Origin of the sequence: Clostridium sartagoforme (assembly GCF_039521405.1) — a bacterium.
Lineage (GTDB): Bacteria > Bacillota > Clostridia > Clostridiales > Clostridiaceae > Clostridium > Clostridium sartagoforme.
In genome coordinates this window covers 84,991-99,631 of record NZ_BAAACH010000039.1, presented here as the reverse complement: position 1 = coordinate 99,631, position 14,641 = coordinate 84,991, and the positions used below count along the sequence as shown (strand labels likewise).

Sequence of the window (14,641 nt, the reverse complement as noted above, 5' to 3'; positions counted from 1 at the left end):
TCAAAATTATTAACTTTTTTTACTATTTTAATATTCTCATTATAAATATAAAAAGTATTTGGATTTCCAAATACTTTTTACTAATGTTATTTTGCTTCTTTAGCAGCTTCAAAAATTTTATCATAACTTGGTTCACTTGTAATTTCATCTAAATACTCAACAAATGTCACTGTATTATTTGAATCTACTACAAAGGATGCTCTTGTTAATAATCCTAACTCTTTTGCATAAGTCCCAGTTGCTTGTGAAAAACTTTTATTTTTATAATCTGATAATGTTTTAACTTTTTCTACTCCTTCTAATCCACACCATCTTGCTTGTGCAAAGGGTAAGTCCATTGAAATTGTATAACAAGTTACTCCGTTTAAGCTATCAACTTCTTTATTAAATCTTTTTACTTCCATATCACAAACCGGTGTATCAATTGATGGTACTGTAAGAAATACTCTTATACCTTTTGTATCTTTTAATCTAAATTCACCTAAATCATTTGTTGTTACTGTAAAATCTGTCAACTTATCTCCAACATTTAATGTATTGCCTTCTAAAGTTATAGGGGATCCTTTAAATTTTACTTGTTTCATTTTATCTTTCTCCTTACTTTAAGATTTCTATTTTATGTTTTCCAAAAATCTTATAAATTATATGTGATAATTATATTTATCATCATTCTAATTTTTCTTGTAAGTGAAAGCTTATAAAAAAAGGTCATATGTAAGTTTTCTTATTCCGTCGTTCCACTCCAAGTCAACGCAAGCTTACATATGACCTTTTGCCAACTGAAGGAAGAAATCATAATTTTTTATTCTACATTATGAATTTTTTATAATTTCTTAAAGAGTAAAAAAGTAGACCTATGTAAATTTCTATACTGTATATTTACTCACTATTTCTCTAAATTCTTGTTCTTTATCTAATAAATATTTATTAAAATTTAATTTACTGCTTTCAATTTTTGTAGAAAGTTCATATAATAGTTCAGGAATTTTATTTTCTGGAATATCTCCATATGAATTACCTAATTTAGTTTTTCCTATTCCAAGTTCTCCACCTATAAACAAAGTAAAGCATTCTTCTATTTTCTCTCCTACCCTCTTCTTTTTACCAGTAAATCCTATAGATCCAATTTGATGTACTCCACAAGAATTTCCACATCCTGATATATAAATTTTTGGTAATATATCTAAGCTATACTCCTTTTCTTTAAAGTAATTTATAATTGATTTTAAAGTTCCTTGGCTATTACATATTCCAATTTGACATGTTGGTACTCCAATACATGACACACTTTGCTCTAACTCAGTCTTTGCACTCATATTTTCTGTTAACTCTAGTAACTCTATTGCCTCATTACCATTTAAATTTCTAAAATAAATTCCTTCAGTCATTGCTAGCCTAACTTCTATATCTTTATAGTCTTTAACTTTATCTAAAATCTTTTTTAAGTCATCAACTGCAAGTTGACCACCAATTGGGTGAACATAAACACTATACAATCCTTTTTGTTTTTGTTTAAATATCCTTTTATTATTAATATCTATTTCTATACCCTCTTTAGAATACACCTTATTAGTAACTTGTATATCTAAACTTTCATTTTCCTTAACTTCTTTTAGGTGTTTTTTGTAGCATTCTAAGAAAGCTTCTTCACCCATACGTTCAACAATATATCTAATACGAGCCTTATTTCTATTTTCATAATTCCCTTCAGTCATAAATAATCTTACTAACGCTTCTACATAATAAATTACCTCTTTTGGCTCAATCATCTCTGTATATTTAACTGCCTTTTTAGGATTTTGACCTAATCCTCCACCTAAGTATAATTCAAAATATTCTTTTCCATCCTTTTCAGTTGCAGCAAATCCTAAATCTTGAATTGTGCAATGTGCTGAATCACTTTCAGTATTTGAAAAGGAAACCTTAATTTTCCTAGGTAATTTATAAGTATATATTCTCTCTAAAAAATAATTTCCAACTGCTAATGCATATGAAGTTACATCAAAAGCCTCACTTGAATCAACTCCTGATAATGGTGATATAGCTACGTTTCTTGGATAATCTCCTCCTGCGCCCCTTGTATATATATCATTATCTAGAGCTTCAATCATTAAATCACAAATTTCATCTATATTTAATCCATGTAATTGAATTGCTTGACGAGTTGTAAAATGTATATTACTTAGTTTATACTTTTCTGCGAATTCATACACCTTATACATTTCATTTACATTAGTTACTCCAGAAGGAATTCTAAGCCTTATCATAAACTCCTTTCCTCCCTTATGAGCATACACTCCAAAGCCTCCAGAAACATGCTTAAATTGCATAATATTTAGCTCTCCATTAAAGAACTTATGTCCAGTTTCCCTGAAACTCTCTATTTCTCCATATAAAACTTCTTTTAACTTATTCATATATCGACACCTCTTTAATAAATTTACACAATATTAATTATATCACTAAATATAATATATATTTAATATTTGTAATAAAATGCGAAGCATTTTTCAGTTCACAGTTCACAAGGAACAGTGCACAGTTGTTTTTATTTTTTTAGGTAACAGGGAACAGGTATCAGGTAACAAGTACTAAATGTAAACTTTAGATTTATTTTGCGAAGCAAGCTTCTTAGGTAAAATGTATCAGATATCAGGGAACAAACTCAATTATAGTCGGCTACACTTAACTAAATTTTAAGGTCACTCACCAATTATTTTTACCGATAACTTAATTTATTATTAATTTAAATTCTTAATATAAGTTGGCGAAGGTAAATAGACGGTGAAATAAGCATATAGCGAGAAACTAGAAGTATTTGGTGAAGGAAGAACTACTATGCCTTAGTGTTGTTGGTTTGTCTGAGCGCAGCGAGTTTAACCAAAACTCTTGGCATAGTAGTTCTCCGAGCCTAGTACTTCTTTTCGTAGCTATTTAGCTTATGAAACATATCTATTTATCGTAGCCTTTATATTCGCAATTTAAATCTAATTAGTATTATAATAATATACCAATATAATCCTTTAAAATAAAAAGAATTAGCAAAATGCTAATTCTTTTTACTTAAATAAATCTTTAAGCCCTTTTTTATGAGGTGTTCCTTCCCCAACATTTTCTCCACAAGCTTCCATAAATGCCTTTAATGCATCTTTTTGCTTTTCATTTAGACTCTTAGGAATATCAACTATAACTTTAACGTATTGATCTCCTCTTCCAGATGAATTTACTTTTGGAACTCCCTTACCTTTTAATCTAAATAAAGTTCCTGATTGAGTTCCTGCTGGAATTGTATATTTTACATCTCCATCTACAGTAGCTACTGTTATTTCAGTACCTAAAGTTGCTTTCCCCATAGAAATATGAGTATCGATATAAATATCATTTCCTTTTCTTGTAAATTTCTTAGATGGAGCCACATTAATTCTAACATATAGATCCCCTGCTGGACCATTGTTTGCTCCATGATCTCCTTGGCCCCTTAGAGGCATTACATTTCCAGTATCAACTCCAGCTGGAATATCTACATTTATTTTTCTATTTTTTCTAACATTTCCCTTACCTTTACATGTAGTACATGGTTCTTCTATAACTTTACCACTACCACCACAAGTAGTACATGTTGAAGTACTTACGAAACTTCCTAAAGGTGTTTGTCTTTGTACTCTAACTTGCCCTTGACCATTACATGTTGGACAAGTTTTAGCTGATGTACCTGCTTTGGCTCCACTACCACTACATGAATCACAAGTTTCACTTCTATTTATAGAAATTTCCTTTTCCACTCCAAATACTGCTTCTTCAAAGGTTAAATTAATTGTATACTCTAAATCTGCACCTCTTTGTGGGCCATTTCTTCTTCTACTACCGCCACCACCAAAGAAACTGTCAAATATATCTCCAAAACCACCCATATCAGAAAAGTCAAAACCACCAAATCCACCTGAACCAAATCCACTTCCATCAAAATCGGCTGTTCCAAACTGATCATATCTTGCCTTTTTCTCAGGATCTGAAAGCACTTGATAAGCTTCATTTATTTCCTTAAACTTATCTTCTGCTTCTTTATTTCCTTGATTTTTGTCAGGATGATATTTTATAGCTAGCTTTCTAAAGGCCTTTTTTATTTCTTCGTCAGAAGCTCCCTTTTCCAATCCAAGGGATGCATAATAGTCTTTATTTGCCATCTATTTCACCACCATTTTTTACTTTATAAAAGGGAAGACGACTTATGCCTTCCCTCTATATATTATATATATTAGACTGATTAGTTGCAATTATTTATATATTAAAGATATTATTTATCATCTTTAACTTCAAAGTCTGCATCTACAACATTGTCATCATGTGGAGCCTCACTTGTACCTGCTCCTCCCATGTTGTTTGGATCAAATCCAGCACCTGCTGCACCATTTGCATTTGCATCAGCATATATCTTTGATGATACTGCATAGAATTCTTGGTTTAATTCATCCATAGCTTTCTTTATAGCTTCTAAATCTTCACCATCTTTTACTTTGTTTAATTCATCAAGCTTAGCTTGGATTTTAGCTTTATCATCAGCTGTTACCTTATCACCAAGTTCTTCTAAAGTTTTAGTTGTTTGATAAGCAACTTGGTCTGCATTATTTTTAACTTCTATTTTTTCTTTTCTCTTCTTATCTTCTTCAGCAAATCTTTCTGCTTCTTTTACTGCTGCTTCAACTTCTGATTCACTTAAGTTAGTTGAAGCTGTAATAGTTATATTAGCTTCTTTATTAGTTGCTTTATCAACTGCTGATACTTTAACTAATCCATTTGCATCTATATCAAATGTAACTTCAATTTGAGGAATTCCTCTTGGAGCTGGTGCAATACCTGATAATGTAAATCTACCTAATGTCTTATTATCAGCTGCCATTTGTCTTTCACCTTGAACTACGTGAATTTCAACTGATGTTTGACCATCTGCTGCAGTTGAGAATGTTTGACTCTTCTTAGCTGGAATTGTAGTATTTCTTTCAATAAGTGGTGTAGCAACTCCACCTAATGTTTCAATTCCTAATGTTAATGGAGTAACATCTAGTAATAATACATCCTTAACTTCCCCAGTTAATACACCTGCTTGAATTGCTGCTCCAACTGCAACACATTCGTCTGGATTTACTCCTTTTGAAGGTTCTTTGCCAGTAAAGTTTTTAACTGCTTCTACAACAGCTGGTATTCTTGTTGATCCACCAACTAATATTACTTTATTGATTTCACTTAATGAAAGGTTAGCATCTGATAAAGCTTTTTTCATTGGCTCAATTGATCTTTGAACTAAATCATGTGTAATTTCGTTGAATTTAGCTCTAGTTAAATTCATGTCTATATGCTTTGGACCTGTTGCATCAGCTGTTATAAATGGTAAGTTAATGTTTGTTTGCATTGATGATGATAATTCTATTTTAGCCTTTTCAGCTGCTTCTTTTAATCTTTGAAGAGCCATTTTATCATTTCTTAAATCTATGCCATTTTCTGCCTTAAATGTATCTGCAATATGATCCATTACTCTTTGGTCGAAGTCATCTCCACCTAGTTTAGTATCTCCGTTTGTTGATAAAACTTCAAATACACCATCACCAAGTTCTAGTATAGATACGTCAAATGTACCACCACCTAGGTCATAAACAAATATTTTTTGGTTAGTATCCATTTTGTCTAAACCATAAGCTAAAGCTGCTGCTGTAGGTTCATTGATTATTCTTAATACTTCTAATCCAGCTATTTTACCAGCGTCTTTAGTTGCTTGTCTTTCTGAATCATTAAAGTACGCAGGAACTGTAATAACTGCTTGTGTTACACTTTCACCTAAATAAGCTTCTGCATCAGCCTTAATTTTTTGAAGTACCATTGCTGATATTTCTTGTGGTGAATGATCTTTTCCATCTATATTAACTTTATAATTTGTTCCCATATGTCTCTTAATTGATATTATTGTTTTATCTGGGTTTGTAATTGCTTGTCTTTTAGCTACTTGCCCTACTAATCTTTCTCCATTTGCTTGGAATGAAACTACTGAAGGAGTAGTTCTTGAACCTTCTGAATTACTTATTACTACTGGTTCTCCACCTTCCATAACTGCTACGCAAGAGTTAGTTGTTCCTAAATCGATTCCTATTATTTTTCCCATAATTTATTTCCTCCTAAAAACTTCTTTTAAATTTATAAGTTTAGTTAATATCATTGCTAATTTACTACTTTTACCATTGTATATCTAATTATCTTATCGCCTCTTTTATATCCCTTCTGAAATACTTCAGTAACTAAATTATTTCCAAGAGATTCGTCTTGAATATGCATAACTGCTTGATGAAGGTTTGGATCAAATTCACCAGTTGCATCAATTTCTTCAACACCTAATTTTTCAAAGGAACTTTTAAAGCCTTTTATAGTCATATCTATTCCCTTTTTAAAATCTTCAACACTTCCATCAACAGCTACTGCTCTTTCTAGAGTGTCTAATACTGGAATCATTTCCTTTAATACATCTGTACATGCATCTGTATAAATTCCTTCTTTTTCTTTAGTTGTTCTTTTTCTATAGTTATCATATTCAGCTGATATTCTAAGTAATCTTTCTTTTAAAGCCTCTACTTCATTAGTTAATTTCTTATTTTCATCTTTTAATTTTCTCATAATATCGAGTTCATTTTCCTTCTCATTATTTTCTTCAACTATATCTTCTGAAGATTGATCTGTTTCTGACTCAGTACTAGAATTTATATCTTCATTATTTTCTGTTTCAATTGTTTCTGTTTCATCATTTTCTAATTCTTCTATTACTTCCTTGTTATCTTCCACAACAACACCTCATCTCTTTTATTCTATAATTTGGTTTCTTAAGCTTTTATTTAACTCTTTCATTACTTGCCCCATAATTGCTATTACTTTTGAATAATTTATTCTCTTTGGTCCAATTAAACCAATTTTTCCAATGGGTCTTCCATCTAGAGAATATTCAGCGGATATAATGGAGCAATCCTTTGCCTCTGGAAAATAATTTTCTTCACCTATTCTAATAGTTATTTCACTACTAGGCTCTATTAAATCTATTAAACTATCTTTATCACTTATTAGTGAAAGAATTTCTTTAGCCTTTTCAATATTATTATACTCAGGATAATTAAATATATTTGTTGTACCTTCAACAAATACTTCTGTGTTATTAGATTCCTTTAAGGTTTCATATAAAGCTGGTAATATTCCATTAAAGAGTTCGTCAAAGCCCTTTAATTCTAGCTTAAGATTATTTATTACCTCCAGATTTATTTCTTCAATAGTTAAATTCCTTAGTCTCATATTTAAGACTCCATTTATCATTTGAATAGTTTCAGGCTCTGGCATATTATTTACTCTTATCCTGTGATTTTTAATAACCCCACTGTCTGCTACTATTACTGAAACCAAATTATGACTATCAATAGCAAGTAATTGAATAGACTTTATATAACTACTTCTTACAGAAGGTGTCTGTACTACAGTAGTTAAATTAGTCAGCTCTGATAATAATGAGCAAGCTTGCTTCACTATCTTATCAACCTCATACATTGCGGAATTTATAATGTATTCTTTAATTTTCAGTTCTTCTTCTCGAGTTAATCTACCTGTTTCCATTAATTTATCTACATATAATCTATAACCCTTATTTGAAGGTATTCTTCCTGCAGAAGTATGTGGTTGCTCTAGATAACCCAATTCTTCTAAATCAGCCATTTCATTTCTTATTGTTGCTGATCCAACTCCTAAATCATATTTCTTAGCTATTGTTCTTGAACCAACTGGTTCACCTGTCATGATATAGTCATTAATGATAGCCTGAAGTATCTTTATTTTTCTTTCATCAATAGCCATTACATCACCTCTATCTGTTAGCACTCATTATTGTCGAGTGCTAATGACTACATTATCAATATATTCCTTATTAACTTTTTTGTCAATTCCATTAAAGTATAAATTAAATAATATACCTGAAATTCATAAAATTATATTATTTTTTCTTCATTTTTCTAATTTATACTTCATATTACTACCTAGTTTGTTTTATAATATAAAATCACTCATAACAGAATTGGATAATTCAATTCCTTTATCAGTTAATCTTAAATTTCCTTTATCTATAATAAGTAATTTTTTATTTATATTTTTCTCTATAATATTTTTATATATACTATTTATGTCCATATTAAATCTTTTTTCAAAATCCTTTATATTTATTCCATCATTCATTCTAAGTCCCATAAATATAAATTCTTCTATATTATCTTCTTTTGTATTATTTATTATTTCTTCGATAACACTTTCTTTACTATTGATTTTATCAATATATAGTTTTACATTTTCTATATTCTTTATTCTTTTCCCTTCAATAAATGAACTTGAAGCTGAACCTACACCTAAATAATCATTACATTTCCAATATATTTTATTATGATAACATTCATATCCTTCTATTGAATAATTAGATATTTCATATTGATTATATCCATATTTTTTTAATATTTTTTTAGTTATGGAATACATTTCTCTTTCTTCATCTTCTGTAGGTAATATTAATTTATTTCTTTCCCAAAGATTATAAAAAGCTGTATTTTCTTCTATAATTAAGCTATAGGCTGATATGTGCTCTGGTTTTAGCTTCGCTATTTCCTCTAATGATTCTACCCATTCCTCTACCTTTTGATTTGGCAACCCAAACATCAAATCTACATTTATGTTCTTAAACCCTACTTCTCTAGCTAAATTAAAATTATCTTTAAATTGATTAAAACTATGAATTCTTCCTATATCTTTTAGTAGTGAATTTTGTACGGCCTGAAGCCCCATACTAATTCTATTTACTCCTCCTATTAGCATTGTTTCTAATTTTTCCTTATTCAATGTTCCAGGATTACATTCCATTGTAAATTCCATATCTTTTGATACGTTAAGTTTATTTATACTTTTCATAAGTTTATCTATTTGATTCATTTCTAAATATGATGGAGTTCCTCCTCCTATGAATATACTCTTTATTTTATATTTTATTGCTTTATCCTCTATTTCTTTACATAATGCATCAACATAATCTTCTTTAAGATAATCTATTGAGGCATAAGATGGGAAATCACAATAAAAACACTTTTGCTTACAAAATGGTATATGTATATATAATGATATTTCTTTCATTTTAAATCTCTCTTTCTATAAACTATTATGTATATATTATACTTAATTTATATTATTCTGACCAACTATAATAAAGATATGTAAGTTCATTTATTAACGTCCTTAACTCCAAAACAATATAAATTTATATATTAATATAAAATTGAAAAAAGAAAATTATAAAATAATCTGTAACTTAACTACTATAAATAGATTATGTTACAGATTATTAAATAAAAACTATATTATACTTCTAATAAATCTATATTTATTACATTATGAAATATTACATCCTTTTGAACTCGATCTATTCTTGCATCTATTAGAGTACCTTGAAAATTTATCTTAATCTTTGATTTTAATCCATATCTTAAAAGATGTGTTTCTAACTTATGGCTAATCATTGATATTAAGCATAATTCTCCATTTCTTTTTTTGATAGTTCCAGTTACAAGCCCTGAATTTCTTAGAACCTTTCCCTTTTTTCTTATATCTCTTACCTTCGCCTCTAACATACTATACACCTCACATAATAATTTATTCAATTTAAATATATTTACATTTCCATAATTTAATTACAAATAATTATAAATTGCGAAACAAAATATAACCATTTCTGTTGTTTTGAATATATTAATTGTATATTTCTATATAAGGAGATATCAATTTTGAAAACTTTTAAGATACTTGCTTTTGATGGTGGAGGGGTTAAAGGTGCTCTGAGTGTTGAAATTTTAAGTAGAATCTGTGATAAATACCCAAACTTTTTAGATGATGTAGATTTGTTTACCGGAACTTCTACTGGCTCTATAATAGCTTCACTTTTAGCTAATAAGGTCTCTGTTAAGGAACTAAGCTATTTATATAGCGTTCCTGTTGCTAAAAAAATTTTTTCTCATTCACACTTTAATTTATTTCGCCCCAAGTTTAATAATAATAATTTAAAAAATGTTATTTCTAATTATTTTCCTGATGATTTTAAGATAGGAGATCTAAAAAAATACATTTTTATTCCTTCTTTTAATATCAAGGGAATTACAAGAGATTCTTGGGAACCTATCTTCTTTAATAATTTATCTAACAACCTTACTACAGATTTTAGTGTTAAAGATGCAATATTATCAAGTTCAGCTGCTCCTACATACTTTCCATCATATAAAGGCTTTATAGATGGAGGAGTCATTGCTAATTCTCCTACTGCTATATCATTGTTGTACACTTTATCAAAATTTAATCATTCCTATGATTTAAAGCAAATAAAATTATTATCTATAGGTACTGGTGATAGCCCTGAAAGAATCACTAAAAAAACAGATAATTGGGGTGTTTTTCAATGGTCATTTCATCCATTATCTAAAATGAAATCACCACTGCTATCTCTTTTAATGGATGGAATGACTGATTTAGAAAATATTTATTGTACAGAACTTTTAAAATCCAATTATTTCAGAGTTAATCCAAAGGTTTCTAAATTTATCGAAATGGATTCTTATAAACTAATTCCTTATCTTAAGTTAATAGCAGGAACTTATGATTTGTCTTTATTATATAGTTATATAGAAAATATTTACCTTAAATAATCTTTTATTATATGAACAATCTTACCCAACATAAAATATAATAAAGTATTACCACCTTACTCTTATAATTATCTATAAAAAAGGCTAAGCATCCTTTTGGAGCTTAGCCTTTTTTTATCTAAATTATTTATCTACTTTAAGAACAGCCATGAACGCTTCTTGTGGTATTTCAACAGATCCCACTTGTCTCATTCTCTTCTTTCCTTCTTTTTGCTTTTCTAATAGTTTTTTCTTTCTTGATATATCTCCGCCATAGCATTTTGCTAAAACGTCTTTTCTCATAGCCTTAACAGTTTCTCTTGCTATTATCTTAGATCCAACTGCAGCTTGAATTGGAACTTCGAACATTTGTCTTGGTATTATTTCTTTTAACTTTTCAGCTATTCCTCTTCCTTTTTCATATGCTTTTTCTCTTGGTACTATCATAGATAGAGCATCTACAACATCACCATTTAACATTATATCAAGCTTAACTAATTCAGTTTGTTTGTATCCTTTAAATTCATAATCTAAAGATGCATAACCTCTAGTTCTTGATTTTAATGTATCAAAGAAATCATATACTATTTCATTTAATGGAATATCATAATTAATAGAAACTCTTGTTTCTTCTAAGTATTGCATGTCAATAAAAGTTCCTCTTCTTTCTTGACACAATTCCATTACAGCTCCTACATAATCAGAAGGGGCTATTATACTTGCTTTTACTATAGGTTCTTCCATATATTCTATTTCTGTAGCTTCTGGAAGATTCGTTGGATTTGTAAGTTCAATTATTTCTCCATTAGTTCTTATTACTTTATATATAACTGATGGAGCAGTTGTAATAATATCTAAATTAAACTCTCTTTCGATTCTTTCTTGAATTATTTCCATATGCAATAATCCTAAGAATCCACATCTAAAACCAAAACCTAAAGCAATAGATGTTTCTGGTTCAAAGTTTAAAGCTGCATCATTTATTTGAAGTTTTTCTAATGCATCTTTAAGTTCCTGATACTTTGCTCCATCCACAGGGTATATTCCTGAGTAAACCATAGGCACAGCTGGCTTATATCCTGGTAATGATTCTTTTACAGGTCTATCAGCTTCTGTTATAGTATCCCCAACTCTTGCATCTCTTACATTTTTTATCGAAGCTGCAATATAACCTACATCTCCAGCTCTTAATTCATTTATTGGTAAAGTTTTTGGAGTAAACACTCCAACTTCAGTTACTTCATATATCTTGTTAGTAGCCATTAATTTAATTTTAGTTCCTGGTTTAACTACACCATCAAAAATTCTAACATATGAAACAACACCTTTATAACTATCATAATATGAGTCAAATATTAATGCTTTAAGAGGTGCTTCTTCATCTCCATTTGGAGCTGGTACCTTTGCTACTACTGTTTCTAATACATCTACAATATTTAAGCCTGTTTTTGCAGATATCATTGGTGCATCCTGGGCTTCTATTCCTATTATATCTTCTATTTCTTGTTTAACTTCTTCTGGTCTTGCAGATTGTAAATCTACTTTATTTATTACTGGAGCTATTTCTAAGTCGTTATTTAATGCTAAATAACAATTAGCTAATGTTTGTGCTTGAACACCTTGTGTGGCATCTACAACTAAAACTGCTCCTTCGCATGCAGCTAAACTTCTTGAAACTTCATATGTAAAATCTACATGTCCTGGAGTATCTATTAAGTTTAATATGTATTCTTCTCCATTTTCTCTTCTATAGATAAGTCTTGCTGCTTGTGACTTTATTGTTATTCCTCTTTCTCTTTCTATTTCCATATTATCAAGGATTTGCTCTTCCATCTCTCTTTGAGTAAGCGTTCCTGTGGCTTCTAATAATCTATCAGCTAGGGTTGACTTCCCATGATCTATATGGGCAACTATTGAAAAATTTCTAATATGCTCTTGTCTATTACTACTCATATATAAAACTACAACCGTGTTCTTGGTTAATAGTCACTTCACCCCCATTATAATTAAATCAAGGTAAATTATATCATAATATCTACGATATGTGTCAATATAAATGTACAGCAATTAAAAATTAACAATTACCAACTGATAATTAATAATTTCTAGTTAATTTTGGATTTAACTAGAAATTAATTAGATTTTTCTAAGAAATCATCTACTATTTTATCTAATTTATCATTATTAGTATTGATACTTTCTTCTTTTCCTTCAACCTCTGTATTATTTACATCTTCTTTATTACCTTCATCTGTTGATTTTATTTCTTCATTTATTGGGTTTGTTTCTTCATTTTTATTATCATTTTTTATTTTTCCATTAATTTTATTCTTTATACTGTTAAACCCACTATATATTTTACTTCCTACCATATATATTTTTTCTGTTACTACATTATCGGTATTTACTTTAAATTCCTTATCTTCTATCTTTATAATAGTACTATCATCTTCTAACTGTGAAGTATATATTTTAACCTCAGCATCATCCCTTATGAATTCTTCAAAGTCTTCTCCAAATTCTTCTTTAACTAGTTCATAGTTATCTTCACCATTCCCAACTGGTGATAAGGCTTTAGTGTTTACTATATTTATTTGTATAGATCCTATAAACACCATTAATGAAAAAATTATTGTTCCTATTAAAACTTTTTTATTAAACAAAAAAGCACCCCCTAGTTTTTTTATTATCTAAAGGATGCTCATAAATTCCAAATTTTATTCAATTTATCTGTTTATGTGTTCTGCCAAAATTCTTGCTATATATTTTGCTGTTAATTTTGCTTCTTGAGAAGTGTTTACATTTGAACCTACTTCTATAAGAATAAAGTTATCACTTAAGCTATAATTAATACCTGTAGCAGCTGGATCAATTTCATGAATATCTCTTATTAAACCCGGAAATAATTCAGTTCCAATATTGTATAAGTTTTCTACAAAGGATTTATTTGCAGGATATCTACTACTATTTGGGGCAGTAACAAACATCATTTTAGCTAAATTTTGATCATTTAAATTTATAGTATAAATACTTTTTAATTGGTCAGCTTTTGCATTATCTATTCCATCTCTGTGAAGATCTATTATTACTTTAAAATCACCATATTGATTTAAAATACTTTTTAAAGTTTCATTTGATCTTTTATAAGCATCATTGTAAGAAACACTATGATTAGTTTTATCATGAACTACTGATATACCATATCCTTCTTCAAGTTCCTTTGTTAAAACATCCCCTACACCAACAACATTAAAATCACTTTCTGTAGTGTCCTTTTCTGTTTCAACATAATTTTCCATAGTATGAGTATGGAAGATAAGAATTTCTGGTTTGGAGCTATCTAAAGTTTTCTTTAAACTTGGATCATATGCTGCACTTACTTTATTTAATTCTGCTATTTCTTCTGGCGTCATCTTTGCTATGCTATCATTTTTTAATGAAAATGGAGTTAATTTTTTAATTGACTCTTGTATTATAGAATTTGCATCACTACTATTAAATAAACTTATTTCTCTTCCAATTATCTCATAAATATTTATTCCTCTTAGTCCTATTGCTTCTAGTGCTACATTTTTTATTGAAAGATTGTTATCTGCATAATTTCCTTCATCATACACCTGAGTTTTTACTACTGGCATAGTGAAATTCAGCATTTGAACATATGCATATCCACCTCTTTCATTATATTTATTTATCACACTAATGGATCTTATAAAAAACATAACAACTGCAAATATAATTATTACATATCCAACTCCAAAATTTCCCTTACTGGAAGATGGACTTCCTCTAAGTCTCTTAGATTTTTGTTTATTAGGCATAGCTTGTCTTAATGAATACAACCGCAACTCCCCCTTCTCTATAATATTTATATTAGGGGAGTTACATAATTATTAATACTTTTTCCAAAATTCTTA

At 29.1% G+C, this 14,641-nt stretch carries 12 protein-coding genes; 1 reads left to right on the top strand and 11 read right to left on the bottom strand.

The window, feature by feature from the left end; all coding sequences use genetic code 11:
- Nucleotides 1-86: 86 nt before the first annotated feature.
- The 8 genes from tpx to ABDZ60_RS17635 all read right to left on the bottom strand — a co-directional run bounded on the left by tpx (nt 87) and on the right by ABDZ60_RS17635 (nt 9,680).
- Nucleotides 87-584, bottom strand: coding sequence for a thiol peroxidase (tpx, locus tag ABDZ60_RS17670; protein WP_047000353.1), 498 nt, complete (start codon nt 582-584; stop codon nt 87-89).
- A gap of 282 nt (nt 585-866) precedes the next feature.
- Nucleotides 867-2,417 (bottom strand): nitrite/sulfite reductase, encoded by a 1,551-nt coding sequence (locus ABDZ60_RS17665; RefSeq protein WP_343779957.1) that lies wholly within the window; start codon nt 2,415-2,417, stop codon nt 867-869.
- 642 nt (nt 2,418-3,059) lie between these two features.
- Entirely contained in the window at nt 3,060-4,184 is a 1,125-nt protein-coding gene (dnaJ, locus tag ABDZ60_RS17660) for a molecular chaperone DnaJ (protein WP_343779955.1), read from the bottom strand.
- Nucleotides 4,185-4,294: 110 nt separating this feature from the next.
- The gene (gene dnaK, locus ABDZ60_RS17655; RefSeq protein WP_016207173.1) at nt 4,295-6,151 is read right to left on the bottom strand and encodes a molecular chaperone DnaK; all 1,857 of its coding nucleotides are present in this window, start codon (nt 6,149-6,151) and stop codon (nt 4,295-4,297) included.
- 56 nt (nt 6,152-6,207) lie between these two features.
- Nucleotides 6,208-6,822, bottom strand: coding sequence for a nucleotide exchange factor GrpE (gene grpE, locus ABDZ60_RS17650; RefSeq protein WP_016207174.1), 615 nt, complete (start codon nt 6,820-6,822; stop codon nt 6,208-6,210).
- 18 nt (nt 6,823-6,840) lie between these two features.
- On the bottom strand, nt 6,841-7,872 hold the full coding sequence (hrcA, locus tag ABDZ60_RS17645; protein WP_016207175.1) for a heat-inducible transcriptional repressor HrcA: 1,032 nt from the start codon (nt 7,870-7,872) through the stop codon (nt 6,841-6,843).
- A gap of 189 nt (nt 7,873-8,061) precedes the next feature.
- Nucleotides 8,062-9,186, bottom strand: coding sequence for a radical SAM family heme chaperone HemW (gene hemW, locus ABDZ60_RS17640; RefSeq protein ID WP_047000348.1), 1,125 nt, complete (start codon nt 9,184-9,186; stop codon nt 8,062-8,064).
- 224 nt (nt 9,187-9,410) lie between these two features.
- Entirely contained in the window at nt 9,411-9,680 is a 270-nt protein-coding gene (locus ABDZ60_RS17635; protein WP_016207177.1) for a hypothetical protein, read from the bottom strand.
- 153 nt (nt 9,681-9,833) lie between these two features.
- Here ABDZ60_RS17635 and ABDZ60_RS17630 point away from each other — a divergent pair, with 153 nt between their 5' ends.
- A complete protein-coding gene (locus ABDZ60_RS17630; RefSeq protein ID WP_047000347.1) occupies nt 9,834-10,745 on the top strand; it encodes a patatin-like phospholipase family protein in 912 nt (303 codons plus the stop codon).
- Between the two features lie 123 nt (nt 10,746-10,868).
- Here the strand turns inward: ABDZ60_RS17630 and lepA are convergent, their stop codons facing one another.
- The 3 genes from lepA to ABDZ60_RS17615 form a co-directional block, all read right to left on the bottom strand.
- Nucleotides 10,869-12,677, bottom strand: a complete 1,809-nt coding sequence (lepA, locus tag ABDZ60_RS17625; RefSeq protein WP_047000346.1) for a translation elongation factor 4 — start codon at nt 12,675-12,677, stop codon at nt 10,869-10,871.
- A 179-nt stretch (nt 12,678-12,856) separates the two neighbouring features.
- Nucleotides 12,857-13,387: a hypothetical protein gene (locus ABDZ60_RS17620; RefSeq protein ID WP_343779948.1), complete on the bottom strand. Its 531-nt coding sequence runs from the start codon at nt 13,385-13,387 to the stop codon at nt 12,857-12,859.
- Nucleotides 13,388-13,450: 63 nt separating this feature from the next.
- Nucleotides 13,451-14,566: a stage II sporulation protein P gene (locus tag ABDZ60_RS17615; RefSeq protein ID WP_343779946.1), complete on the bottom strand. Its 1,116-nt coding sequence runs from the start codon at nt 14,564-14,566 to the stop codon at nt 13,451-13,453.
- Nucleotides 14,567-14,641 lie beyond the last annotated feature (75 nt).

Excerpts from the sequence above, each read along its gene's own strand:
- tpx (WP_047000353.1), bottom strand. The coding sequence starts at position 584 with ATGAAACAAGTAAAATTTAAAGGATCCCCTATAACTTTAGAAGGCAAT.
- ABDZ60_RS17665 (WP_343779957.1), bottom strand. The coding sequence starts at position 2,417 with ATGAATAAGTTAAAAGAAGTTTTATATGGAGAAATAGAGAGTTTCAGG.
- dnaJ (WP_343779955.1), bottom strand. The coding sequence starts at position 4,184 with ATGGCAAATAAAGACTATTATGCATCCCTTGGATTGGAAAAGGGAGCT.
- dnaK (WP_016207173.1), bottom strand. The coding sequence starts at position 6,151 with ATGGGAAAAATAATAGGAATCGATTTAGGAACAACTAACTCTTGCGTA.
- hrcA (WP_016207175.1), bottom strand. The coding sequence starts at position 7,872 with ATGGCTATTGATGAAAGAAAAATAAAGATACTTCAGGCTATCATTAAT.
- hemW (WP_047000348.1), bottom strand. The coding sequence starts at position 9,186 with ATGAAAGAAATATCATTATATATACATATACCATTTTGTAAGCAAAAG.
- ABDZ60_RS17635 (WP_016207177.1), bottom strand. The coding sequence starts at position 9,680 with ATGTTAGAGGCGAAGGTAAGAGATATAAGAAAAAAGGGAAAGGTTCTA.
- lepA (WP_047000346.1), bottom strand. The coding sequence starts at position 12,677 with ATGAGTAGTAATAGACAAGAGCATATTAGAAATTTTTCAATAGTTGCC.